The sequence below is a fragment of the Bradyrhizobium sp. USDA 3364 genome (assembly GCF_054056355.1).
Genome location: NZ_JBSRYG010000002.1, coordinates 6,255,345 through 6,278,373 on the forward strand (window position 1 = coordinate 6,255,345; position 23,029 = coordinate 6,278,373).

Below are 23,029 nucleotides of genomic sequence, written 5' to 3' on the forward strand. Positions count from 1 at the left end.
TCAGGCCACCGCGGTTGAACGCGCCCCCTGCGGGATCGACCTAATGGAGAGGCCCCGGATTGCAGGGGCGGAGACATCTGCTCCCGACGGCGCGTTCCGTGGTGGATTGCCAATGATCAAGGTGCTGAAGGTCGTCGTTCACACCGTGTGGGCCGTCTCCACGATCGCGCTCGGAACGCTGATTGGTGCGAGCTATGGCTGGGCGCATCACGGCTGGATCGGCGCGGTCGCGCTTGGCTTCGTCGGGTTCAGCGTCGGAGCATTCCTCGCCGCCGATCCTGCGTCGTTCTTGAATTCCTTCAGTGAGACCTTTGAAGCCGCGACCCGGCGGGGAAAGCTGCCACCAATGGCTGGTCCCACACCGGCGGTGATTTTACGCCCATTCCCCGCCAACAATGCTTGCCAAGCGTGGGACCAAGCAGGTAGAAGATCGCTCTCGCGCGGGCGCTGATTTGGCAGGCGAACCCGCTGTACCGAGATGTCCAGTCATCCAGCTAAGCTGTTGATACCACGGGCAATTCTTGGGGAATGGTGTAACGGTAGCACAACAGACTCTGACTCTGTTTGTCTTGGTTCGAATCCAGGTTCCCCAGCCAATCTGCGCGCGGCGGCGCGGCCATCCAGCAAATCCCGATGAGATTGCCCGACGCGGGCCTGTTCTGATGCAGTTCGCGACGCTGCATGCGCAGCATCGAGGGTGGATTAGCCCGGCGTAATCCACCATGGTCTCGCGCGTGTGGTCCTGCGTGTTGCGAAAGAGGCTTAAGTTGATGGACGAAATTCTCTATGCCCGCGAGGCGTCGATCGGCGTCGACGAATTCATCGAGGTGCTGCGCCAGTCGGGCCTCGGCGAGCGGCGTCCGCTCGCCGACACCGACCGGATGGAGCGCATGATCGCGAACGCCAACCTGATCGTGACGGCGCGCAAGGCGGGCAGGCTGGTCGGCGTCTCGCGCGCGCTGACCGATTTCGCCTATTGCTGCTATTTGTCCGATCTCGCGGTCGATCGCGAATATCAGGGGCATGGCATCGGCAAGCGCCTGATCGCGGAAACGCGGCGGCTCGCGGGACCCGAGTCGATGTGCCTGCTGCTGTCCGCGCCGGACTCGATCGGGTTCTACAAGTCCATCGGCATGCCGCAGCCGGACAACGCGTTCCTCTACAAGCGGGAGCGATAGCGCAGTGCGGCGCTACTTGATCTTCTCGTACACCGTCGCGAAGTCGGCGAGCGGCATCGGGATGCTGATGGTTTCCTTGGCGAGATTCTGGAACGACACCTTGAGCTGCTTGCCCGATTTCAGCTGGGCCAGCACATCGGCGGCGATCGGCGCATTGACGTAGCAGCCGCGCGCCTCGCAGGTCTGGATCGGCACGTCGACGGCCTTGCCGTCGTCGACCTGCAGCTTGGCGCCGACCGGCAGGTTGAGCCCGAGCGGAAGCTGGATCAGCGCAACCGGTGTGCGGGTGTCGCCGGGAACGCGGATATTGACCAGCACGATGAGCTGGCCGGTCTTGCTGAGCACCGCGGTCTGTTCCATCGCGCATTCGAGCGGCGCCTCGCGGCTCGCGCTGGTGCAGCGCGCGACCCAGCCGGAATTGTTGGGGGAGGCGGCCTCGCCTTGCGGAGCGGCGGGAGCAACGGCCGCAGCCGGCGCGGGCGCATTCTTGCCCTTGGGCGCCTGGGCGTGGCCATAGCCGGCCAGGCTGAGCACGGTGAACAGGGCGACGAGCGACGTTGCGACAATCTTCACGGTACCGGCTCCGAAGTGAACATCTTCCGGATGTGCCGGTATGCGGACGATGTCAAGTCACTCGGCGGCCTGCTTGACCGATCCGTCCTCGCCGTCGTCAGCGTCGTGGTCGGCGCGCGGCGAGCGGCCCCAATTCGCAAACGCGTTGGAGAGCCGGTCGAGATAGAGGTAGACGACCGGCGTCGTGAACAGCGTCAGCGCCTGGCTGACGATCAGGCCGCCGACCATGGCGTAGCCCAGCGGCTGGCGGATTTCGGAGCCGGTGCCGGTGCCTAACATCAGCGGCACGCCGCCGAGGAGCGCGGCCATCGTCGTCATCATGATCGGGCGGAAGCGGAGCAGGGCGGCCTGACGGATCGCCGCCACCGGCTCCATGTGCTGATCGCGCTCGGCGGCGATCGCGAAGTCGACCATCATGATGCCGTTCTTCTTCACGATGCCGATCAGCAGGATGATGCCGATCAGCGCGATCAGTGAGAAGTCGAAGCCGGCCGCCATCAGGATCGCCAGCGCGCCGACGCCAGCCGACGGCAGCGTCGACAGAATGGTGATCGGGTGGATGTAGCTTTCGTAGAGAATGCCGAGGATCAGATAGACCACCACGAGCGCCGCCAGGATCAACAGCGGCACGGTCGACAGCGACTGCTGGAACGCCTGCGCGGTGCCCTGGAAGCTCGAGCTCAGGGTCGGCGGCGCGCCGAGATCGACCATCGCCTTCTGCACCGCCTCGGTCGCCTGGCCGAGCGCCACGCCCTGCGCCAGGTTGAACGAGATGGTGATCGCCGGGAACTGGCCCTGATGGCTGATCGACAGCGGCCGCACCGGCACGGTGGTCCACTTCGCAAAGGTCGACAGCGGCACCTGTTCGCCGGTCAGCGGCGACTTGATGTAGATGTTGTTCAGCGTATCGACCGAGCCCTGCAGCTCCGGCAGCACTTCGAGGATGACGTGGTAGCTGTTGAGCTGGGTGAAGTACTGCGTCACCTGGCGCTGGCCGAACGCGTCATACAGCGTGTCGTCGATCAGCTGCGGCTGGATGCCGTAGCGCGAGGCGGTGTCGCGGTTGATCCTCAGCTCGAGCGTGGTGCCGTTGGTCTGCTGGTCGGTGGCGACGTCGCGCAGCTGCGGCAGCGTCTGCATCTTGCCGAGAATCTTCGGCGCCCACTCGTTCAGCTCGGCCAGGTTGGCGTCCTGCAGCGTGAACTCGAACTGGGTCCGGGTCGGACGGCCGCCGAGGCGCACGTCCTGCGCGGCCTGCATGAACAGCCGGGCGCCGAGCACCTTCTCCAGCTTCGGCCGCAGGCGGGCGATGATCTGCTGCGCGTTGGCATCGCGCTGGCTCAGCGGCTTGAGCGTGATGAACATGTTGCCGTTGTTGCCGGCCCGGCCGCTGCCGCCGATCGCCATCGCCACCGTCGCCACGCCGGGATCCTGCATGACGATCCTGCTGAGCTCCTCCTGCTTGCCTTTCATCTCGGCGAACGAAATGTCCTGGTTGGCTTCCGAGGTCGCGGTGATCAGGCCGACGTCCTGCTGCGGGAAGAAGCCCTTCGGGATGATGACGAACATGTAGACCGACAGCGCCAGCGTCGCGAAGAAGATCATCAATGTCGTGAACTTCCAGCGCAGCGCGAGGTCGAGCGCGCGCTGATAGCCGCGCAGCATCGCGTCGAAGCCGCGTTCGCTGAGCTGGTAGAAGCGGCCGTGCTTCTCCTCATTATGGGCGCGCAGGAAGCGCGAGGCCATCATCGGGGTCAGCGTCAGCGACACGAACATCGAGACGAAGATCGTCATTGCCAGCACGACCGCGAACTCGCGGAACAGGCGTCCGATGATGCCGCCCATCAGCAATAGCGGGATCAGCACCGCGACCAGCGAGATGCTGATCGAGACGATCGTGAAGCCGATTTCCTTGGAGCCCTTGAAGGCGGCGGACATCGGCCGCTCGCCCTCCTCGATGTAGCGGCTGATGTTCTCCAGCATCACGATGGCGTCGTCGACCACGAAGCCGACCGCGATCGTGAGCGCCATCAGCGACAGATTGTCGAGCGTGTAGCCGAAGATCCACATCAGCGCGCAGGCGCCGAGCAACGCCAGCGGCACCGTCACGGCGGGGATGACGGTGGCCCAGAAGCTGCGCAGGAAGGCAAAGATCACCATCACGACCAGGAAGATGGTCAGCAGCAGGGTGAACTGGACGTCCTCGACCGCGGCGCGGATCGTGGTGGTGCGGTCGGAGATGACCTCGATCTTGACCGCCGGCGGAATGGCCGCGACCAGCCGGGGCAGCGCCGCCTTGATCTTGTCGACGGTGTCGATGACGTTGGCGCCGGGCTGCTTGAAGATGACGAGGAACACGCCGCGCTTGCCGTTGGCCCAGGCGGCCTGCTTGGCATCCTCCGGCCCGGTCACGGCCTTGCCGATGTCGCGGATCCGCAGCGGACCGCCATTGCGGTAGGCGATGATGACGTCGTTCCACGGATCCGCCGTCAGCAGCTGATCGTTGGCATAGATGGTGTAGGCGCGCGTGGCGCCGTCGATATTGCCCTTCGGACTGTCGACGGTTGCGATGTTGATCGCGGTGCGGACGTCTTCCAGCGACAGGCCCTTGGCGACGAGCTTGGCCGGGTCGATCTGGACGCGGACCGACGGCTTCTGCTGGCCGCCGATGATGACCTGCGCGACGCCGGAGATCTGGCTGATCTGCTGGGCCAGCTGGGCGTCGACGGAGTCGCTCACCGTCGTCAGCGGCAGCGTGTCCGAGGTCGCCGACAGCAGCATGATCGGCGCGTCGGCCGGATTGACCTTGCGATAGGTCGGCGGCGAGGGAAGGCTCTTCGGCAACTGGCCGCTGGCGGCGTTGATGGCGGCCTGCACGTCGTTGGCGGCGCCGTCGATCGAGCGATTGAGGTCGAACTGGATGGTGACCGACGCGGTGCCGAGATAGCTCGTCGAGGTCATCTGCGCGATGCCGGGAATCTGCGCGAACTGCCGCTCCAGCGGCTGGGCCACCGAGGTCGCCATCGTCTCCGGGCTGCCGCCCGGCAGCGTCGCGGTGATCTGGATGGTGGGGAAGTCGACCTGGGGCAGCGGCGCGACCGGCAGCAGCGGATAGGCGACGAGGCCGACGAACAGAATGCCTGCCATCAGCAGCGAGGTGCCGATGGGGAAGCGAATGAATGGTGCGGAAATTCCGTCGCTCATTCCTGCGTAACCTTCGACTGGGACGGATCCGAGCTCGCCACCGCCGTCGTCACCAGGGTTCCCGGCGAGACCTTGTACTGGCCCGCGGTGATCACCTGCTGTCCCGGCGACAGGCCTTCGTCGATCACCGACCTGCCGTCGATCGACTGGCTGACCTTGATCTTGCGAAGCTCGGCCTTGTTCTCCTGATTGACTGAATACGCGTAGAGCCCGTCGGTGCCATGCTGCACCGCGTCATCCGGCACGACGGTGGCATCCTTCAAGGTCTTGACCAGGAGCCGGGTCGCGACCGACTGGCCGGGCCACAGCGCGTGGTCCTTGTTATCAAACACCGCCTTCAGCCGGACAGTCCCGCTTGTCGTGTCGACCTGATTGTTGATCAGCGCCAGGGTTCCGGTGGACAGCACCCGCTTGCCGTCGGTGGTCAGCGCAATGGTCTTGGGCGGCGCCACCGCCAGCGCCGTCTTGATGTCGGGCAACTGGTCTTCCGGCGCCGTGAAAATCACCGTGATCGGCTCGATCTGGGTGATCGTCACGATGCCGGTCTGGGCCGAGGCGTTGACGATGTTGCCGATATCGACCAGTCGCAGGCCAACGATCCCGTCGATCGGCGACTTCACGGTGGTGTAGTCGACCTGGGTCTGCGCGTTGAAGATGGCGGCTTCATCGGCCGCGATCTGGGCCGTGAGCTGGGCCACGGTGGAGCGCTGGGTGTCGAGCTGCTGGCGCGTCGCGAACTCGCCGAGCTTGGTGTAGCGCTGCAGGTCGAGATTGGCGTTGGCGAGGTTGGCCTCGTCCTGGGCCTTCTTGGCCTTGACCTGGTCGAGCGTCGCCTGATAGGGCCGCGGATCGATCTCGACCAGCGTGTCGCCCGCCTTGACGAATTGGCCTTCCTTGAAGGCGATCTTGGTGATCTGGCCGTCGACCCGGGTGCGGACCTGAACGGTGTTGAACGCCTGCACCGTGCCGAGGCCGGTGAGATAGACCGGGAAGTCGGCCTTCTCGACCGGCGAGATCTTGACCGGAACGGCCGGGCGCTGGGCGGAGCGCTTTTGCGCGGCCTCGGCCGCCAGCTTGTTGTCCGAGTATTTCTGCCAGCCGAAATAACCGGCGGCGCCGACCGCAGCGATCACTAAAACCCAACCGATGGTGCGTGACTTTGACATGCGGACTCTTGGGCTCGACGTAACAATAAAGGGTGATCGAAACGGTTCACAGAGCTTGCGGATATAATATGCGTGCACTTAATGTGTAAACACACCAAGGCTTGAGAATCCTAAACATTTGGAAAGGTTTAGGTCAGAAACGAGCAGAAACATTCCGTCTGGGAAACGCACCGAGGACCCTATGTCGGCCGATCTCAAACGCCAGTTCATTGCGCAGCTCGTCGAGAGTTCCCGACTGCTCCGCAATTATATCGATCATCGTGCCAAGGCGCGAGGGACGACGCGCGCCCAGTGGATCGTGCTCTTCCGCCTGCGCGAGCAGGAAGGGCTGTCCCAGGTCGATCTCGCCGACGTGCTCGAATTGCAGCCGATCTCGCTGGTGCGGCTGCTTGACCGTCTGGTCGAGCATGGCCTGCTCGAGCGCCGTCCCGATCCCAGGGATCGCCGCGCCAATCGCCTGTTTCTGACCAGGACCGGGCGCCGTCTCGTCGACGATCTCGACAGTCTGCGCGATGCGATCGCCGGCGACGTGCTGCGCGATGTATCGGACAAGCATGTCGAGAGTGGCCTCGCCACGCTTCGCGAGGTCAAGGATCGCATCAAGGCGCTCGGCGAGGCGGAGCACATCGCCGCGAAATAGCACGCGTCGCGTTGCGCGTAGACCTGCCCTCCATCCGGTCACCTGTCGCAGTGCGCGCGTCGCGGTTGAAACGCCGCGGGATGTCGTTCATATCGCGCGGCGACGATGCGAGAGGATGAGGGCCGCGATGGATGAATTGAACGGGCGCATGATGGCATGCCAGATCCTGGTCACAGGATTGATCGCGCGCGTCGCCAACGAGCAGCGTGACCCGCTGCGTTTTCTCACCGACTTCCGCGACGAGATCAAAGCGGTCGTCAACGGCGTCAATATCGCCGGCCTCGAGAACAGCGACCGCGTCCGGCAGGTCGCGCAGCGGACCATCGACGAGCTGTTTTCCCTGATGAAGCCGCCCAGCGCCGAGTGATCAAGGGATACGCGGACCAACGCTTGCCGAAGCAGCCGACGCCGCGTGCGAAGTAGTTTAGAACGATTATTAGAACGCTTAAAAACTAGAGTTTAGAACGATTTCAAACAGTAGATTAGAATCCCTTTGAATTGGGGCGATTCAAGCAAACTGTTGCGCTGATCGCATTGATAAAAAAAGTCACGCTCGATAACCGAAAGAGACAGTTCGTCGCACCGTGATTTCGTGTGCGCACTTGCTTTTCTGGGGGCGTGAGAAATGAGCAATATGAAGGCGCCGAGATCGCTGCGCTTCGATGCAGCGATCGGTTCGGCTGATGATACGGGGTATTCCGCGACGAAGGTCTCCGCGGTTGCGAGCCTGATCGCGGTGGCGTCGTTTTCGGGGGCCGAAGCGCAGCAGTCCAACCTGCCGCCGGTGAACATCGACGCCCCGGTCGCTCGCCCGCGGCCCGTCACGTCGAAGCCCACGTCGGACCAGGTCCGCGCCCGCAACGCACTGCGCCGCGCTGCGCGCCGCACCAACCAGCAGGCCCAGCAGGCGCCGGTGCCGTTTCCCAACGCCGGCGGTCTTCCCGCTGACCGCGACCCCTATGCCGACCCGGCCGCGCCCTACAAGGGCGACCGTTTGCAATCGTCCGGAAAGTTTCCCGAGCCGATCCTGAACACGCCGAAATCGGTCACGGTGCTGACCAAGGACGTGCTCGAAGACAAGAATGCCACCTCGCTGAAGTCCGCGATCCTGTCGACCGCCGGCGTCACGCTCGGCACGGGCGAGGGCGGCAACGCGTTCGGCGACCGCTTCTTCATCCGCGGCTTCGACGCGCGCAACGACATCTTCATTGACGGCGTGCGCGACCCCGGCGTCAGCGTCCGCGAAAACTTCTTCACCGAGCAGGTCGAGATCCTGCGCGGCCCCGGCTCGTCCTTTGCCGGCCGCGGCACCACCGGCGGCGCGATCAACATCGTCACCAAGCAGGCGACGACGCAGAACAGCTTCTACAACATGGACACCTCGTTCGGCACCGATCGCACCAAGCGGGTGACGCTCGATGTCAACCAGGTGATCAGCCCGACGCTGGCGATCCGCGCCGGTGGCTTGTTCCAGGATGCCGGCGTCGCCGGCCGCAGCTATGTCACCGATAACCGCGACGGCGCGTTCGTCGCCGGCACGTGGAAGCCGGTCGATGCGGTGAAGATCACCGGCAACTACATCCACACCGAACTCACCGGCATCCCGGATTTCGGCGTGCCTTACTACCGGCCGAGCACCGCGAGCACGGCCGGCGGCCCGTTCCCGGACTTCGGCGTCAACCGCAACAATTTCTACGGCTTCGTCAACCGCGACTTCTACAGGACCGGGCAGGACATCGGCACGCTCAATGCGGAGGTGCAGGTCACGCCGGACCTCGTGATCACTAACAAGACCCGGGAATCGCGTTCGACCCAGAACTACATCGGCACGCTGCCGGAATCGCCGGTGCTCGCCAATCCGCTCTCGGCCTCGACACTGAGCGCAAATCCGCAGAGCCGCTACCAGGTCACCGACGTGTTCGCCAACCAGACCGAAGCGACCTACAAGTTCAACGACGGCGTCGGCTTCAAGCACACGGCGCTTGCCGGATTCGAGTATGACAACGAAAGGTCCTCGATCGACAAGTATCTTGGTCTGAGCTCGGAAGCGCTGCCCGGCGGATTCAACGGCGGCGGATCGCTCACCGGCGTCAGCGTGTTCAATCCGCAATACACCAACATTCCGTTCCCGGTGCCGTCGGGGCTGACCGGGCTGCCGACCAAACTCACCGTCGACACCAAGAGTGTCTACGTCTTGGACAGCGCCAACTACAACGATCTCGTGATCCTCAACGGCGGTGTCCGCTATGACGACTATAACATCAAGACCAGCGGCTACGGCACGGTCAATGGTGTTGCCAACGTCTTCGGTCAGCAGCAGCAAGACTACGGCATGCCGAACTTCAACCTCGGCGTGACGCTCAAGCCGTTGCCGAACGGGAGCGTCTATGCCGCCTATGCCACGTCATCCAACCCGGTCGGCGCAGAGTTTGACGGCACGAGCATTCAGTATGGTGGCCTCGCGCCGGTTCTCAACGGCAATCCAAGCCAGATCTTCGGGCCGGAAAAGAACAAGGCGATTGAAGTCGGCACCAAGTGGGAGCTGTTCGATCGCCATTTGCTGGTGACGGCCGCGCTGTTCCAGACCGAAAAGGAGAACGCGCGCGAATCCATGAACGTCACCGCGGCGACCGCAACCGCCGCATGTCCTTATCCGGCTGGCACGACCGGAACCGTCTCCTGCATCAGCGCCGGTGCGGCCTATCGCATCCGCGGCATCGATCTCGGCGTCGGCGGCAAGATCACCGACAAGTGGAGCGTGTTCGGCGGCCTCGTGCTGATGCAGTCGGCAGTGACCAAATCGAATATTCCGCCGGCGAACACGCTTTTGTACACCTCGAACGTCGGCTTGCCGCTCGCCAACGTGGCACATCAGTCGTTCAGCATGCTGACGAAGTATCAGCTCACCGACATGTGGGAGCTTGGCGGGCAGGCGGTGTATCGCTCCAAGGTCTATGGCGGCACCTTCCTTGCCGCCAACCAGGGCACCTCGATCCCGAGCTACTGGCGCTTCGACGCCTTTGCCGAGGCCAAGATCGACAAGCACTGGACCATGAAGCTGTTCGTCAACAACATCTTCGACAAGCGCTACTACGACGCGCTGTACCAGAGCGCGGCACCGTTCGTGCTCGAAGCACCGGGACGCGCTGCGTATCTGGTTGTTTCTGCGCGTTACTGACGGAGGCTTCGCGGCAGGAGATGCTGGTCTGTGTTCCCAAGGTATTGAGCAAGGCTGATGTGGCGGACTTCCGCCGCATCATGGATGCCAGCGACTGGGAGGACGGCCGCTCGACCGCCGGTGCTGCGTCCGCGATGGTCAAGCGCAACGAGCAACTGCCGCCCGACAGCGAGGTCGCCCGGCAGCTCGGCAACCGCATCCTGTCGGCGCTGTCGGCGAGCCCGCGCTTCATCTCGGCGGCGATCCCACTTAGAATCTTTCCACCCTTGTTCAACCGCTATGCTGCAAGCGACGGGCATCATTTCGGTCTGCACGTCGACAATGCGGTGCGCGGCGACAGGCTGACGGGCTTGCGGATCCGCACCGACCTGTCGGTCACGCTGTTTTTATCGGAGCCGGAGGACTACGATGGCGGCGAGCTCGTCATCGAAGACCTCTACGGATCGCATGAAATCAAGCTGCCGGCTGGCGATCTCGTACTTTATCCTGCTTCCAGCTTGCATCTGGTAACGCCGGTTACGCGGGGGGCACGCGTAGCGTCTTTTTTCTGGCTGCAGAGCATGGTACGGGATGCGCACGCGCGCAGTCTGATCTTCGATCTCGATACTGCGATCCAGGCTCTGGTGGAGCGGCTGGGACGCGATGACCCTGAAACGGTCAAATTGACCGGGATTTATCACAACCTGATCCGTCACTGGGCTGAAGTGTAACTGATGATGACATTCAAGTTCCCCGCTGCGTCCGCCATGATCGCCTCGCTGGCGATGCTGATGCTGGCCGCGCCGTCTTCGGCGCAGCAGCAAACGGCACCTGCCGCGCAGCCTGCGCCCGTGACCCGGCCTCAGCCCGCACCCGCGGCTCAGGCGCCGGCTGCCCAGCCCCAGCAGCCTGCGGCCGCAGCCCAGGCCGCGCCGGTGGCCCAGCCGGCACCCGCCGCGCCGCAAGCGCAGGCCGCGCCGGCGCCATCAGCGGCGGCTCCGGCACTGACGGCAGTCGATGCGTCGCCGGCGGCGCCCGGGAGCGGCGACGGCAAGTCGCTGAAGTCGTCCGCCACCGGCCTGCATGAATTGTCGCCGTGGAATATGTTCCTGAACGCCGACATCATCGTAAAGGCGGTGATGCTCGGTCTGGCCTTCGCTTCGCTCGTGACCTGGACGGTGTTCATCGCCAAGATGGTCGAGCTGACGGTCGCGCAGAGCAAGCTGCGTGGCGCGCTCGCCAAGATCGCTGAATCGCGGTCGCTTGCGGAAGCGCAGTTCGCGCTCGGCGCCAAGGGCACCGTGCTGTCGTCGTTCATCGCAGCCGCGATGCGCGAGGGACGTCTGTCGGCGGGCATCTCGAGCGACAGCGGCATCAAGGAACGCGCCGCGTCGAGCTTCGCCGAGATCGTGCGCGCCGAAGCCCGCAAGATCCGCGTCGGCACGGGCCTGCTTGCGACGATCGGCGCGACGTCGCCCTTCGTCGGCCTGTTCGGCACCGTCTGGGGCATCATGAACAGCTTCATCGGCATTTCGAAGTCGCAGACGACGAACCTCGCCGTGGTGGCGCCGGGCATCGCCGAAGCGCTGCTCGCAACCGCGATCGGTCTCGTCGCGGCGATCCCCGCGGTCATCATCTACAACCACTTCTCGCGCGTCACGAAGGTGTATCTCGAGCTCGTCAACCGCGCCTCGGGCGCGGCCGGACGGCTGCTGTCGCGCGATCTCGATCGCACCCATGGCGGCATTCCCGGCGACGTTCCGCGCAGCGCGCATCCGCGCGCGGCGGCGGCGGAGTAGGCGATGGCAGTCTCGATTTCCGAGAACGACGACGACGACGATTTCGCGGAATCCCACGAGATCAACGTCACGCCGTTCATCGACGTCATGCTGGTGCTGCTGATCATCTTCATGGTGGCGGCGCCGCTGTCGACCGTCGACCTGCCGATCGACCTGCCGACCTCCAGCGCGACGCCGCAGAAGAAGCCGGACAAGCCGACCTATATCAGCATCAAGCCGGATCTCACGCTGGCGATCGGGGAGAACGCGGTGAAGCGCGTCGACCTGGTCAATTCGCTGGATGCCGTGCCAGACATGAGCCGGGACAAATACGTGTTCCTGCGGGCCGATCGGATGGTCCCCTATGGCGAATTGATGGGCGTGATGGAGCTCTTGCGCGCCGGCGGCTACACGCACGTGAAGCTGGTCGCGCTCGAGGGCGTTCCGGGAGCGCCCGCGGCCCCGCAGGCCGAGCCGGCCAAACCCTGACGGCGAACAACGATGTCCAGCAACCCCGATCTCGATCTGCGGGCGTCCAAGCGGCTCTGGGTGATCGCTGCGGTGACGGCGGTCGGGCTGCATCTGGGCGGTGCGGCGCTGGCGCTGACGAATTTGCGCGGCGATGACGGTGACGAGGGGCTTGGCGCCGCCGGCGCGGAGTATGCCGTCGAGCTTGCCTCCGCGGATGTGCCCGACGATTCAGCTCCGCCCGGCGCGCCGGCCGACGAGCAGCAGGCCGTGCAGGAAATGGCGCAGCAGAAGGCCGAGGTGAAGGACACCGACCTGCCTCAGGAAAAGCCGATGGAGGCCGACGACCCCGACCGCATCGTGACGGAAGACACCGCCAAGAAGCAGAAGGAGGAGGAGGCCAAGGTCGCCAAGGTCGAGACCAATGCCCAGGAAGCGCAGCAGGCCTCGGAGGCGGCCGCGCCGACCAAGCTGGACGACGCGCGTCAGTCGGAGACCACCAAGGCACCCAATCCCGGTATCGGCAAGGACAAGCTCGCGCTGACGGCCAAATGGGGCAAGAAGATCAGCGCCTATCTCGACCTGCACAAGAAATATCCTGACAACGGCAAGGCCAAGACGGCCAGGGTGAAGATCGCGCTCGTACTCAACCGTGTCGGCAAGGTGTTGTCGGTCGCCGTGATGGAATCGTCGGGCGATGCCGCTTTCGACGACGCGGCGGTCTCGATGGTCCACCGTTCCGATCCGGTCCCGGCGCCGCCCGCCGACCTGACCCAGGATCAGTTCTCCTTCAGCCTCGACGTCAACTACAACAAGCCGAAGAAGTAGCGAGCCGGCGGCTCGCTAGGATCAGACATCGCCGTCATTCCGGGGCTCGCGACTTCGTCGCGCCCCGGAATGGCGAGCGCTCAGCTCTTCTTCACCAGCGGGCAGACGCTCTTCTCGAGCGGGAGCCAGGCTTCATCCGCGGGGATGGTGGCGACCAGCTTGTAATAGTCCCACGGATATTTCGACTCCGACGGCTTCTTGACCTCGAACAGATAGGCCGGATGGATCTTGCGGCCGTCGACACGGATCGATCCCTTGCCGAACAGCGGATCGTCGGTCGGCATCTCCTTCATCTTGGCGACCACCGCGCGGCCGTCATGCGGATTGCCGCCGAGCGCCTCCAGCGCCTTGAAATAGTGGATCAGTGACGAATAGACGCCGGCCTGCACCATGGTCGGCGGGTTCTTCTTGAAGCGCTCCATGAAGCGCTTGGTGAAGGCGCGGGTCTGGTCGTTCATGTCCCAGTAGAACGTCTCGGTGAAGTTCAGGCCCTGCGCGACGTTGAGGCCGAGCGCGTTGATGTCGGTGATGAACAGCAGCATGCCCGCGAGCCGCTGGCCGCCGGAGACGATGCCGAATTCGGCGGCCTGCTTGATCGCGTTGGTGGTGTCGCCGCCGGCATTGGCAAGACCGACGATCTTGGCCTTCGAGCTTTGCGCCTGCAGCAGGAAGGACGAGAAGTCGGCGTTGTTGAGCGGATGCTTGACGCTGCCGAGCACCTTGCCGCCATTCGCGGTGACGACCGCGGAGGTGTCGCGCTCGAGCGCCTGGCCGAACGCATAGTCCGCGGTGAGGAAGAACCAGGTGTCGCCGCCGGATTTCACCAGCGCCTTGCCGGTGCCGTTGGCGAGCATGTAGGTGTCGTAGACCCAGTGCACCGTGTTCGGCGAGCACTGCGCGCCGGTGAGGTCGGACGAGGCGGAGCCCGAGTTCAGGTTGACGACGTTCTTCTCCTTGGCGAGGTTGGCAATCGCGAGCCCGACATTCGAGGCCGCGAGATCGACGAACACGTCGACCTTCTCGACGTCGATCCACTGCTTGCCGATGTTGACCGCGACATCCGGCTTGTTCTGGTGATCGGCCGAGATCAGGTCGATCTTCCAGCCCTTGGCCAGCAGCCCGGAATCCTCGATCGCCATCTGCGCCGCCACCGTCGAGCCGGGACCGCCGATATCCTGATAGAGACCGGACTGGTCGCCGAGCGCGCCAACCTTGGCGACCTTGTCCACCGCCTGCGCCGACGCGCAGCCGGCGAACACAAGGCTCGTGGTCATGACCAGGGCTGTCGTGACTGAGGCTGCAATGGAACGCTTCATCTTCCCTCCAATATGATTTTGTTTTTTGAGTTCCGCATTATGCCCGGCATCGGGCGCATCGCCTAGGGCACCGGCGCGATCGATCGCGCGCGATATTCCACGCTGCGGCGATTAATGCTACTGCGTCACAAGCCCCTCATGGTGAGGAGCGCGAAGCGCGTCTCGAACCATGAGGCCCGTTCTGTGGCCTACATCCTTCGAGACGCCCGCTCTGCGGGCTCCTCAGGATGAGGGGGCAGGGCGTTCTGACGCAGTAGAGCTAAGTGTCGTGGCAGGCGACGGGATGCCGCGGCATCCGCGCGTCGACCATGAGAGGCGGGGATGACACGACGCGCCGACCGTGCGCTATTTCCAGTAGTAGCGGATCGCGACGTAGACCACGACGAGGCAGGCGAAGATCAGCGCCACCGGCATCGGACGCCTGGCGTTCGGGTCGGAGGTGGTCGCTTTCTTGGCCGGCAGGCGGCGGAACGCGGTGACGTTGCCGGTGTCGGCGACCGGTTCGCGCGAGCGCGCCGGAACCTCCGGTGCCTTGCCGGCGCCGCCCATCTCCGCATAGTAGGTGCGATACATCTCCTGGATCGTCGCCTCGCTGGCCTCGGCGTCGTTCATCTGCTCCAGCAGTCGCTTGTAGATGGCCAGGAAATTCTGCGCCTCGGGCGGCAGCGCGGAGGCGCCGTTCAGCTTCGCCATCATCTTCCAGGTTGCAAGGTCGGCCCGCGCGCGGGTGTCGGCGCGTCGTGCAATCAGCATATCGGCAGCTTTGATCACCATGGCCTCGAAGCGTTCCTGTGCCCACGCATGACCCCGAAAAGTTGGTTCCGGTTTTCCGATCGGGTCATGCGCAAATCAAGGCTATGTGTTTCCGGTAATGAGGAGAAGGGCGTTGATTACATAGCCGGTCAGAGTTCGCAGTATCGTTGAAATAACATCAAGATTTAGGCCGACTTGCCTGCCGATCACCGGCAGCAGGATCAACAGCCCGATCAGGATCAGCATGCCGTAGGGCTCGAGCCGGGCGAGCGGGATCGCCAGCGGCTTGGGCAGCAGCCCGACCGCGACCCGGCCGCCGTCCAGCGGCGGGATCGGCATCATGTTGAAGATCGCAAGCACGATGTTGATCAGGAACGCGTTTTTCAGGTTGTCCGCGGTCCATTTCGCCGCATCCGCCGGAACCAATGGCAGCGCGTGGAATGCCAGCGCGGCCGCGATCGCCAGGATGATGTTGGTGACCGGGCCTGCCAGCGCCACCCAGACCATGTCGAGCTTGGGATGGTTGAGCTTGCGGAAGTTCACCGGCACCGGCTTGGCGTAGCCGAACAGGAACGGCGATTGCGCGAACAGCAGCATCGCGGGCAGGATCAGCGTGCCGAATGGATCGATGTGCTTCAACGGGTTGAAGCTGACGCGGCCGACCTGCCAGGCGGTGTCATCGCCGAGCCGGTGCGCGACGAAGCCGTGCGCGGCTTCGTGAAACGTGATCGCGATGACCAGCGGCAACACCCAGACGGAGACGTCGTAGAGGGAAATGTTCAACTGCGTACCGCCTCGGGTTCGCTCGGGACCGGGCGTCAGGCTAGCACGGATTCGCGAAAGACTTCGCTGGCGACCCGTCGCCGCAGGTCAGCGCATGTCGGGGGCGACGGCGGGCTTGGCCGCGTGCGCCTGTTGCGGCTGGGTGGTCGCGATCCAGATGCCGGCGAACACGGTGATGATCCCGGCCATCAGATTCCAGCTCAGCGGCTCGCCGAGCAGGGCTGCGCCGACCAGCGACGCCGCGATCGGATTGACGGTGACCGAGATAGCGACCCGGGTCGGCGTGGTCCGCTCCAGCGCGAACGCCCAGAGATAGAAGGTGAGTGCCGCGCCGAAGGCGCCGAGATAGATCGCGCCGAACCATTGCGGCGCGCCGAAATCGGCAACCGGTGCAAAGCTGCCGCGCAACAGCGAGGCCGTGATGAGGACCAAAGCCCCGGCTGCCATCGCGAGCGTGGTGAAGGGGATCGGGCCTAAGCGCCGGATGAGTGGCTTCGACCAGATGCTGTACAGCGCCATGCAGAGCGCGGCCGCGATCATCAGGAGGTCGCCGCGCCAGGCGCCCGCCGGCGCCGTGGCGAGGCCCGAGAGCAGCGCCATCGAGACGCCCAGGATCGTGACCAGCACGCCGCTGGTCTTGCGCGCGGTCAGCGGCTCGGTGCCGAGCGCAGCGCCGACCAGCATGGTCAGCAGCGGCAGCGTCGAGAGCGCGAGCGCGCCGCGCGCGGCGGTGGTGAAGATGAGTGAGGCGTTGAACAGGATCGGAAACGCCGCAAAGAACAGCAGGCCGAGACCGGCGACGCCGGGCCAGTCGCGCTGCGGCGGCCAGCTCCGGCGCTGCAACAGCGCCAGCGGCAGCAGCAGCAGGACGCCGATGCCGAAGCGGAACGCGCCGATCGCCAGCGGATCGATGGTGCCGGCGAGATACCGCGTTGCCCCGATCGAGGTTCCGCCGAGCGCGCTCGACGCGACCGCCGCCAACACCCCCCAGATCTCGCCCATCCCGTTTCCATCCCGCTGGTTTGCTTGCGCAATCTAGGGAAGGGGGCATAATCAGGGAATGGAATAGATTTGATCAAACAAATCACGGATCGTTATGAGCGCGCCCGTCCTGGACCCGGATCTGCTGCAGGCCTTCGTCGCGGTGGCGGACCATCGCTCCTTCACCCGCGCCGCATCGGCGCTGAACCGGACCCAGTCCGCCGTCAGCATGCAGGTGAAGCGGCTGGAGGAGCGGCTGCAGGCGGAGCTGTTTCACCGCAGCACGACCAGCGTCGACCTGAGCGCGGCCGGAGAGGGGCTGCTCGGTTATGCCCGCCGCATACTGAGCCTCAACGTGGAGGCGGTCGGCCGGGTGCGCGCGCACGGCACCGACGGGCGGGTTCGCCTGGGCGTGATGGACGACTACGGCACGTTGATCGTGCCGCCGCTGCTCAAGGACTTTGTCGCCAATTACCCGCTGATCCATGTCGAGATGGAGACGGGACTGACGTCGTCGATGACCGACCGGCTCGGCGAAGCCTATGACCTCGTGATCGCGATGCATCCCGAGGGGCGCGGCGAGGGCGAACTGCTGCGCACCGAGCAGGCGGTGTGGGCCGCAAGCGCATCACATCGCATCGAGGAGCTCGATCCGCTGCCGGTCGCGCTCTATCCGCAGGGCTGCCTGTTCAGGGCCTGGGCGATGCAGGCGCTCGACGAAGCCGACCGGCCGTGGCGGCTTGCCTTCGTCAGCCACAGCCTGTCCGCGGTCGAGGCGATCGCGGCGCAGGGGCTCGCCGTGACCGTGGTCAAGTCGGGCACCTTTCCGCCGACGCTGCGGCGCCTGACCGCGCGCGACGGCATGCCGCCGCTGCCACGTGCGGAGATCCGACTGCACCGCGCGCCAAACCTGTCGCGCGCGGCATCACTGCTGGCCGATCATCTCGTCGCAGCACTTCGGCAGCCGGTGAGGCGGGGGAGTTAGAAGAGGGATCTGCCGCGCTGGAACTGCGTCCCATCTGCCGCTTGCGGGGCCGGGCAATCGTATATGAAAGGACCGCGGCAGGCTGCTTCGTTGTGGCCCATCCTCCGAGACGCCCGCCTTTGGCGGGCTCCTCCAGCGACAAAGGCGAAGCCTTTGCGCGGGGATGAGGTCTTGTTTCGCGGCGAAATCTCAAACCCATGGTGAGGAGCGCCGCCTGCGGCGTGTCTCGAACCATGAGGCCGAGCAGGTTCATAGCCGACAATCGTCATATGCGATTGCCCTCCACCTGCGGGCAGGGCGAGGCGCTTGCATAATTTCGGAATATTGGAAATCTATCCCTGATTTGCCCGACGGGTCAAGTTGCCTTGTCGAAGCCGGCAACCGCCAGCTCCTTTGCATGGGGTTGTTTTCGCCATTTTTGTTACGCGCGCCTGTGGCGATAAGGCAATCGCGTATCGTCATGACCGGACTTGCGACCGATCGGCCCTAAATCCATCCGTGCCTAGTACGTCGCGCGGCCGCCGGAGATGTCGAACACCGCGCCGGTCGAGAAGGCGCAGTCCTCGGACGCCAGCCAGGCCACCATCGAAGCCAGCTCCTCGACCTGCACGAAGCGGGCTTTCGGAATCTTCGACAGCATGAAGTCGATGTGCGCTTGCGTCATCTGGTCGAAGATCGCGGTCTTCGCCGCAGCCGGCGTCACCGCGTTGACCAGGACGTCGTGCTGCGCGAGCTCCTTGCCGAGCGATTTGGTCAATGCGATGAGGCCGGCCTTCGACGAGGAGTAATGCGCGGCGTTCGGATTGCCTTCCTTGCCGGCGATCGAGGCGATGTTGACGATGCGACCGTATTTCCGGCCGATCATGGTCGGCACGATTGCCCTGCAACAGATGAACGGACCTTCGAGATTGATGCGCATCACCCGGCGCCAGTCGTCGAGATCGGTTTCCCAGACCGGCTTGTTGGCCCCCGTGATGCCGGCATTGTTGACCAGAATATCGATCCTGCCGAATGTCCTGAGCGTCTGATCGCGCGCAGCGTCGACGGCATCTGGGTCCGTGACATCGGTCTTGATCGCGATCACGTTCTCGCCGACCGCCCGCGCGGTCTTTTCCGCCAGCGGCTGGTCGAAATCCCAGATCGCGACCTTGGCCCCGGATGCGACGAAGCGCTCGGTAATGGCGCGGCCGAACCCCTGCGCGCCGCCGGTGACGACGGCGCAGCGGCCGTTGAGATCAATCTTGTTCATGCTGGATGCCTTTTGATCGGGAACGTCAGAGCATGAAGCCGCCGTCGACGACCATGTCGACGCCGGTGGTGAAAGCGGCTTCGTCGCTCGCAAGATACACAGCCATGGCCGCAATCTCCTCGGCGGTGCCAAGCCGGCCCATCTTCTGGCGGGCGACGAACTTCTCGCGCCCATCCGGACCCGCGGCAGCTGCGCGCTCCAGCATCGAAGGCGTCTCGACGGTGCCGGGGCAGATCGCGTTGCAGCGGATGCCCTGGGTGATGAAGTCGAGCGCGACCGCGCGCGTGAGCAGCGAAACCGCCGCCTTCGACGCACTGTAGACGTAACGATTGGCCGGCGGCCGCAGCGCCGCGCAGGACGAAATGTTGACGATGCTGCCGCCTCCGCCTTTCAGCATCGCAGGCAGAAATGCCTTGATGGTCCGGTGCATGGATTTGACGTTGAGATCGAACGAGAAGTCGAAGTCCTCGTCGGAGCACTCCAGAATGGTGCCGTGATGCACGAAGCCCGCCGCGTTGAGCAGGATGTCGATCTTGCCGACGCGCTTGGCGAAGCTGTTGACGTCGGCGGTGCTGCGAACGTCGAGCCGGGCGGTCTCGGCGATGCCTTCCTTGCCCTGCGTGGCGATGCCGCTCTCGTTGATGTCAGTGGCGATCACGGTCGCGCCTTCACGGGCGAATGCGATCGCGCATGCGCGCCCGATGCCGGCCGCCGCGGCGGTGACAACGGCGCGCTTTCCCTTCAGTCGATTGGACATTCATATCTCCCGGAGTTCGTCTTGATTTTTGTTTGGTCATTGCGAGCGAAGCGAAGCAATCCATTCCTCCGCTGCGGCGCTATGGATTGCTTCGTCGCTGCGCTCCTCGCAATGACGTCGAAGCGTTAGTGATTGTCCCGCGCCACGCCGACCTTGCCGGCAATGTCGTGGTAGCGCGTCGCGAGCTCGAGGCAGGCGCCGGTGGCGTGCTGGCCGACGGTCTGGCGGTAGAGCTCCTGCCACGGCGTCTGGTTGGCCGGGTGCGGGAAGCCGCCCTTGGCCTTCAGCTCGGCACGACGGGTGCGCAGCTCGTCCTCGGAGATCATGATGTTGGCGCTGCCCTTGTTGAGGTCGATGCGCACCTTGTCGCCGCTCCTGAGGATCGCGAGCCCGCCGTCGGCGGCGGCCTCCGGCGAGGCGTTGAGGATCGAGGGCGAGCCCGAGGTGCCGGACTGCCGTCCGTCGCCGATGCAGGGAAGGGACAGGATGCCGCGTTTGATCAACGCCGCCGGCGGCTGCATGTTCACGACCTCGGCGCCGCCGGGATAGCCGATCGGGCCGGTGCCGCGGATGAACAGGATGCAGTGCTCGTCGATGTCGAGCGCGGGGTCCTCGATCCGGTCGTGATAGTCCTCCGGGCCCTCGAACACGACGGCGCGGCCCTCGAAGGCATTGAGGTCCTTCGGGTTGGACAGATAGCGGTCGCGGAATTCCTTCGAGATCACGCTGGTCTTCATGATCGCGGAATCAAACAGATTGCCGCGCAGCACGATGAATCCCGCGTCCTTCACCAGCGGCTTGTCGTAGCCCCAGATCACGTCGTTGTCGGGCTGCGGCGCTTCCTTGCAATTCTCGCCCATGGTGCGGCCGTTGACGGTCATGGCGCCTTCATGGATGCGCTTGTGCTTGATCAGCTCGCGCACCACCGAGGGCACGCCGCCGGCGCGGTGGTATTCCTCGCCGAGATAGAAGCCGGCCGGCTGCATATTCACCAAGAGCGGCACGTCGTGGCCGTACTTCTGCCAATCGTCGATCGACAGTTCGACGCCGACATGGCGCGCCAGCGCATTGATGTGGATCGGCGCATTGGTCGAGCCGCCGATCGCGGAGTTGACCACGATGCAGTTCTCGAACGCCTCGCGGGTCAGGAAGTCCGACGGCTTGAGGTCTTCCCAGACCATGTCGACGATGCGTTTTCCAGTCTCGTAGGCGATCTGGCCGCGCTCGCGATAGGGCGCCGGGATCGCCGCGCAGCCCGGCAGCGAGAAGCCGAGCGCTTCGGCGAGCGAATTCATCGTCGAGGCGGTGCCCATCGTGTTGCAATGGCCGACCGAGGGGGCCGAGGAGGCCACGATCTCGATGAACTGCTCATAGTCGATCTCGCCCGCGGCAAGCCGCTCGCGCGCCTTCCACACCACGGTGCCGGAGCCGGTGCGCTGGCCCTCGTGCCAGCCGTTCAGCATCGGCCCGCCCGACAGCACGATGGCCGGCAGGTTGACGGTCGCCGCCGCCATCATGCAGGCCGGCGTGGTCTTGTCGCAGCCGGTGGTCAGCACCACGCCATCGAGCGGATAGCCGAACAGCACCTCGACGAGGCCGAGATAGGCGAGGTTGCGGTCGAGCGCCGCGGTCGGGCGCTTGCCGGTTTCCTGGATCGGATGGGTCGGAAACTCCATCGCGATGCCGCCGGCGGCGCGGATGCCCTCGCGGACGCGGTGCGCGAGCTCGAGGTGATGCCGATTGCAGGGCGACAAATCGTTGCCGGTCTGGGCGATGCCGATGATCGGCTTGCCCGACTGCAATTCCTCACGCGTCAGGCCGTAGTTGAGGTAGCGCTCGAGATAGAGCGCGGTCATGCCCGGATTGTGCGGGTTGTCGAACCATTCCTGGGAGCGGAGCCTGCGGCCCTTGCCCTTGCTGGTCTCGCCTGCGGCGCCGTGCCCGTTGGTGTGGGGTTTTGTCATTGGTTTCTCCCGCAATGCAAATTCTTGCTGGGCCCATTCAAGGGCTCTGGTTCAACGTTGTTCTACCTTGCGCAAATCGTTGCGCATTACAAACCCAAGCGATCACGCACAGGTGTTTCGGTGGATGGATTGGACCTTAGTTGAAGGCACTTGGTTGCGCTATCATTTTGTCATTTTCGTTTCCCTTGTGACGAGCTCGTGTCGGGCGGATGTCAGCCGCGTCGCGCCGAGCTTTGCCGTTCCATGATGCTGAAGCCGAGATCGACGACGGGCGCGCTGGGCCTGTGCCCCTCCAGCGTCTCGATCACCATCGTGGCAGCGTTTTTGCCCATTTCGTAGCGGTTGGTGCGCACGCTGCTCAGTGTCGGCTCGCTCGACGCCATGAATTCGAGGTCGTTGAAGCCGACGATCGCCATCTGGCCCGGCACCGCCATGTGCCGCCGCTTGCATTCGAACAAGGCGCCGAGCGCGAGGTCGTCATTGACGCAGAACACGGCGTCGATATCGGGCGCCTTGGCGAGCAGGTCGGCAAACAATGTCCCGCCCAGCGTTACCGAGGTGGGAATCGCCGTCGTGACGATGAGTTGCGGATCGAACAGCGCCGCGTCCGTCATCGCGGCGCGGTAACCGTCGAGCCGGCGCTGCACCCGCGGATCCATCCGCGCGCCGAGGAAGCCGATCCGCCGGTAGCCCTGTGCAAGCAGATGGCCGATTGCGGCTTTTGCAGCGTCAAAATGCGAGAATCCGATCATCATGTCGATCGGGGAGGGACCGACCTCCATGATCTGGACGATCGGGCAATCGACCGTCTCCATGATGGTCCGTGAATCCGGCGTCTGGTTGATCCCGGTGACGATCAGGCCAGCCGGCTTCTGTGCCAGAAAAAGACGCAGCAACCGCTCTTCCTGCAGGATGCTGTAGCGGGTGTTGGCGAGCTGGATGCTGTAGCGGCTGCCGTCGAGCGCGTCATAAATGCCGCGCAGCACATCGGAGAACACGTTGTTGGTCAGCGACGGGATCAGGACACCGATCACCTCGGTGCGCTGCGACGCAAGCGCGCGTGCCGCCAGATTGGGCACGTAACCGAGTTCTTTTGCCGCACTCTCGACCCGCGCGCGCTTGCCGGCCGAGAGGGCTTCCGGATTCCTGAAGAAGCGTGAGGCCGTAATCGGGCTGACACCGGCGAGTTTCGCGACTTCGGCGAGCCGTATCTTGCCTGGCGTGATGCGCTTTCGGGCCATTTACCGCA

General features: G+C 64.5%; 21 protein-coding genes and 1 tRNA gene. 11 read left to right on the top strand and 11 right to left on the bottom strand.

Features of this window, described 5'->3' with window-relative positions; genetic code table 11:
* Positions 1-112: 112 nt before the first annotated feature.
* The 3 genes from ACVILL_RS29155 to ACVILL_RS29165 all read left to right on the top strand — a co-directional run bounded on the left by ACVILL_RS29155 (position 113) and on the right by ACVILL_RS29165 (position 1,178).
* Positions 113-451, top strand: a complete 339-nt coding sequence (locus ACVILL_RS29155; protein WP_456732204.1) for a hypothetical protein — start codon at positions 113-115, stop codon at positions 449-451.
* Positions 452-522: 71 nt separating this feature from the next.
* Positions 523-596: transfer RNA gene (locus tag ACVILL_RS29160), tRNA-Gln, on the top strand.
* A 174-nt stretch (positions 597-770) separates the two neighbouring features.
* Positions 771-1,178 carry a GNAT family N-acetyltransferase gene (locus ACVILL_RS29165; protein ID WP_456732205.1) on the top strand — a complete coding sequence of 136 codons (408 nt, stop codon included), beginning with the start codon at positions 771-773 and terminating at the stop codon, positions 1,176-1,178.
* Positions 1,179-1,190: 12 nt separating this feature from the next.
* Here the strand turns inward: ACVILL_RS29165 and ACVILL_RS29170 are convergent, their stop codons facing one another.
* From ACVILL_RS29170 to ACVILL_RS29180, 3 genes are read right to left on the bottom strand one after another with little or no spacing between them, the layout of a single operon-like run.
* Positions 1,191-1,751, bottom strand: a complete 561-nt coding sequence (locus ACVILL_RS29170) for an invasion associated locus B family protein (protein WP_456732206.1) — start codon at positions 1,749-1,751, stop codon at positions 1,191-1,193.
* A 57-nt stretch (positions 1,752-1,808) separates the two neighbouring features.
* Positions 1,809-4,955: an efflux RND transporter permease subunit gene (locus ACVILL_RS29175; RefSeq protein WP_456732207.1), complete on the bottom strand. Its 3,147-nt coding sequence runs from the start codon at positions 4,953-4,955 to the stop codon at positions 1,809-1,811.
* Positions 4,952-6,121: an efflux RND transporter periplasmic adaptor subunit gene (locus ACVILL_RS29180; RefSeq protein WP_456732208.1), complete on the bottom strand. Its 1,170-nt coding sequence runs from the start codon at positions 6,119-6,121 to the stop codon at positions 4,952-4,954. Before ACVILL_RS29180 ends, ACVILL_RS29175 begins: the two co-directional genes overlap by 4 nt.
* Before the next feature lie 181 nt (positions 6,122-6,302).
* Here ACVILL_RS29180 and ACVILL_RS29185 point away from each other — a divergent pair, with 181 nt between their 5' ends.
* From ACVILL_RS29185 to ACVILL_RS29215, 7 genes are all read left to right on the top strand, one after another.
* A complete protein-coding gene (locus ACVILL_RS29185; RefSeq protein ID WP_456732209.1) occupies positions 6,303-6,761 on the top strand; it encodes a MarR family winged helix-turn-helix transcriptional regulator in 459 nt (152 codons plus the stop codon).
* Between the two features lie 127 nt (positions 6,762-6,888).
* On the top strand, positions 6,889-7,128 hold the full coding sequence (locus ACVILL_RS29190; protein WP_028344615.1) for a hypothetical protein: 240 nt from the start codon (positions 6,889-6,891) through the stop codon (positions 7,126-7,128).
* Between the two features lie 258 nt (positions 7,129-7,386).
* Entirely contained in the window at positions 7,387-9,939 is a 2,553-nt protein-coding gene (locus ACVILL_RS29195; protein WP_456732210.1) for a TonB-dependent receptor, read from the top strand.
* Positions 9,940-9,959: 20 nt separating this feature from the next.
* On the top strand, positions 9,960-10,649 hold the full coding sequence (locus tag ACVILL_RS29200; protein ID WP_456732211.1) for a Fe2+-dependent dioxygenase: 690 nt from the start codon (positions 9,960-9,962) through the stop codon (positions 10,647-10,649).
* A gap of 3 nt (positions 10,650-10,652) precedes the next feature.
* Positions 10,653-11,717: a tonB-system energizer ExbB gene (exbB, locus tag ACVILL_RS29205; RefSeq protein ID WP_456732212.1), complete on the top strand. Its 1,065-nt coding sequence runs from the start codon at positions 10,653-10,655 to the stop codon at positions 11,715-11,717.
* Between the two features lie 3 nt (positions 11,718-11,720).
* A complete protein-coding gene (gene exbD, locus ACVILL_RS29210; RefSeq protein ID WP_456732213.1) occupies positions 11,721-12,185 on the top strand; it encodes a TonB system transport protein ExbD in 465 nt (154 codons plus the stop codon).
* A 12-nt stretch (positions 12,186-12,197) separates the two neighbouring features.
* Positions 12,198-12,992, top strand: coding sequence for a cell envelope integrity protein TolA (locus tag ACVILL_RS29215; RefSeq protein ID WP_456732214.1), 795 nt, complete (start codon positions 12,198-12,200; stop codon positions 12,990-12,992).
* Positions 12,993-13,072: 80 nt separating this feature from the next.
* Here ACVILL_RS29215 and ACVILL_RS29220 read toward each other — a convergent pair whose 3' ends face one another.
* The 4 genes from ACVILL_RS29220 to ACVILL_RS29235 form a co-directional block, all read right to left on the bottom strand.
* The gene (locus tag ACVILL_RS29220; protein WP_456732215.1) at positions 13,073-14,308 is read right to left on the bottom strand and encodes an ABC transporter substrate-binding protein; all 1,236 of its coding nucleotides are present in this window, start codon (positions 14,306-14,308) and stop codon (positions 13,073-13,075) included.
* 345 nt (positions 14,309-14,653) lie between these two features.
* On the bottom strand, positions 14,654-15,061 hold the full coding sequence (locus ACVILL_RS29225) for a hypothetical protein (RefSeq protein ID WP_456734394.1): 408 nt from the start codon (positions 15,059-15,061) through the stop codon (positions 14,654-14,656).
* A 102-nt stretch (positions 15,062-15,163) separates the two neighbouring features.
* Positions 15,164-15,844 (bottom strand): site-2 protease family protein, encoded by a 681-nt coding sequence (locus ACVILL_RS29230; RefSeq protein WP_456732216.1) that lies wholly within the window; start codon positions 15,842-15,844, stop codon positions 15,164-15,166.
* 87 nt (positions 15,845-15,931) lie between these two features.
* A complete protein-coding gene (locus tag ACVILL_RS29235) occupies positions 15,932-16,846 on the bottom strand; it encodes a DMT family transporter (protein ID WP_456732217.1) in 915 nt (304 codons plus the stop codon).
* Between the two features lie 94 nt (positions 16,847-16,940).
* Here ACVILL_RS29235 and ACVILL_RS29240 point away from each other — a divergent pair, with 94 nt between their 5' ends.
* Positions 16,941-17,810, top strand: a complete 870-nt coding sequence (locus ACVILL_RS29240) for a LysR substrate-binding domain-containing protein (RefSeq protein WP_456732218.1) — start codon at positions 16,941-16,943, stop codon at positions 17,808-17,810.
* 502 nt (positions 17,811-18,312) lie between these two features.
* On the opposite strand, the gene ACVILL_RS29245 is transcribed toward ACVILL_RS29240, so the two are convergent.
* The 4 genes from ACVILL_RS29245 to gntR form a co-directional block, all read right to left on the bottom strand.
* Positions 18,313-19,059, bottom strand: a complete 747-nt coding sequence (locus tag ACVILL_RS29245) for an SDR family NAD(P)-dependent oxidoreductase (protein ID WP_456732219.1) — start codon at positions 19,057-19,059, stop codon at positions 18,313-18,315.
* A gap of 25 nt (positions 19,060-19,084) precedes the next feature.
* Positions 19,085-19,816, bottom strand: a complete 732-nt coding sequence (locus ACVILL_RS29250) for an SDR family oxidoreductase (RefSeq protein ID WP_456732220.1) — start codon at positions 19,814-19,816, stop codon at positions 19,085-19,087.
* Between the two features lie 125 nt (positions 19,817-19,941).
* Positions 19,942-21,780 carry an IlvD/Edd family dehydratase gene (locus ACVILL_RS29255; RefSeq protein WP_456732221.1) on the bottom strand — a complete coding sequence of 613 codons (1,839 nt, stop codon included), beginning with the start codon at positions 21,778-21,780 and terminating at the stop codon, positions 19,942-19,944.
* A 212-nt stretch (positions 21,781-21,992) separates the two neighbouring features.
* Entirely contained in the window at positions 21,993-23,021 is a 1,029-nt protein-coding gene (gene gntR, locus ACVILL_RS29260; RefSeq protein WP_456732222.1) for an HTH-type transcriptional regulator GntR, read from the bottom strand.
* Between the last annotated feature and the right edge of the window lie 8 nt (positions 23,022-23,029).

Bases quoted from the DNA above. Each gene is read 5' to 3' on its own strand.
- ACVILL_RS29155 (WP_456732204.1), top strand. From the start codon at position 113: ATGATCAAGGTGCTGAAGGTCGTCGTTCACACCGTGTGGGCCGTCTCC.
- ACVILL_RS29165 (WP_456732205.1), top strand. From the start codon at position 771: ATGGACGAAATTCTCTATGCCCGCGAGGCGTCGATCGGCGTCGACGAA.
- ACVILL_RS29175 (WP_456732207.1), bottom strand. From the start codon at position 4,955: ATGAGCGACGGAATTTCCGCACCATTCATTCGCTTCCCCATCGGCACC.
- ACVILL_RS29180 (WP_456732208.1), bottom strand. From the start codon at position 6,121: ATGTCAAAGTCACGCACCATCGGTTGGGTTTTAGTGATCGCTGCGGTC.
- ACVILL_RS29185 (WP_456732209.1), top strand. From the start codon at position 6,303: ATGTCGGCCGATCTCAAACGCCAGTTCATTGCGCAGCTCGTCGAGAGT.
- ACVILL_RS29190 (WP_028344615.1), top strand. From the start codon at position 6,889: ATGGATGAATTGAACGGGCGCATGATGGCATGCCAGATCCTGGTCACA.
- ACVILL_RS29195 (WP_456732210.1), top strand. From the start codon at position 7,387: ATGAGCAATATGAAGGCGCCGAGATCGCTGCGCTTCGATGCAGCGATC.
- ACVILL_RS29200 (WP_456732211.1), top strand. From the start codon at position 9,960: ATGCTGGTCTGTGTTCCCAAGGTATTGAGCAAGGCTGATGTGGCGGAC.
- exbB (WP_456732212.1), top strand. From the start codon at position 10,653: ATGATGACATTCAAGTTCCCCGCTGCGTCCGCCATGATCGCCTCGCTG.
- exbD (WP_456732213.1), top strand. From the start codon at position 11,721: ATGGCAGTCTCGATTTCCGAGAACGACGACGACGACGATTTCGCGGAA.
- ACVILL_RS29215 (WP_456732214.1), top strand. From the start codon at position 12,198: ATGTCCAGCAACCCCGATCTCGATCTGCGGGCGTCCAAGCGGCTCTGG.
- ACVILL_RS29220 (WP_456732215.1), bottom strand. From the start codon at position 14,308: ATGAAGCGTTCCATTGCAGCCTCAGTCACGACAGCCCTGGTCATGACC.
- ACVILL_RS29225 (WP_456734394.1), bottom strand. From the start codon at position 15,061: ATGCTGATTGCACGACGCGCCGACACCCGCGCGCGGGCCGACCTTGCA.
- ACVILL_RS29235 (WP_456732217.1), bottom strand. From the start codon at position 16,846: ATGGGCGAGATCTGGGGGGTGTTGGCGGCGGTCGCGTCGAGCGCGCTC.
- ACVILL_RS29240 (WP_456732218.1), top strand. From the start codon at position 16,941: ATGAGCGCGCCCGTCCTGGACCCGGATCTGCTGCAGGCCTTCGTCGCG.
- ACVILL_RS29245 (WP_456732219.1), bottom strand. From the start codon at position 19,059: ATGAACAAGATTGATCTCAACGGCCGCTGCGCCGTCGTCACCGGCGGC.
- ACVILL_RS29250 (WP_456732220.1), bottom strand. From the start codon at position 19,816: ATGTCCAATCGACTGAAGGGAAAGCGCGCCGTTGTCACCGCCGCGGCG.
- ACVILL_RS29255 (WP_456732221.1), bottom strand. From the start codon at position 21,780: ATGACAAAACCCCACACCAACGGGCACGGCGCCGCAGGCGAGACCAGC.
- gntR (WP_456732222.1), bottom strand. From the start codon at position 23,021: ATGGCCCGAAAGCGCATCACGCCAGGCAAGATACGGCTCGCCGAAGTC.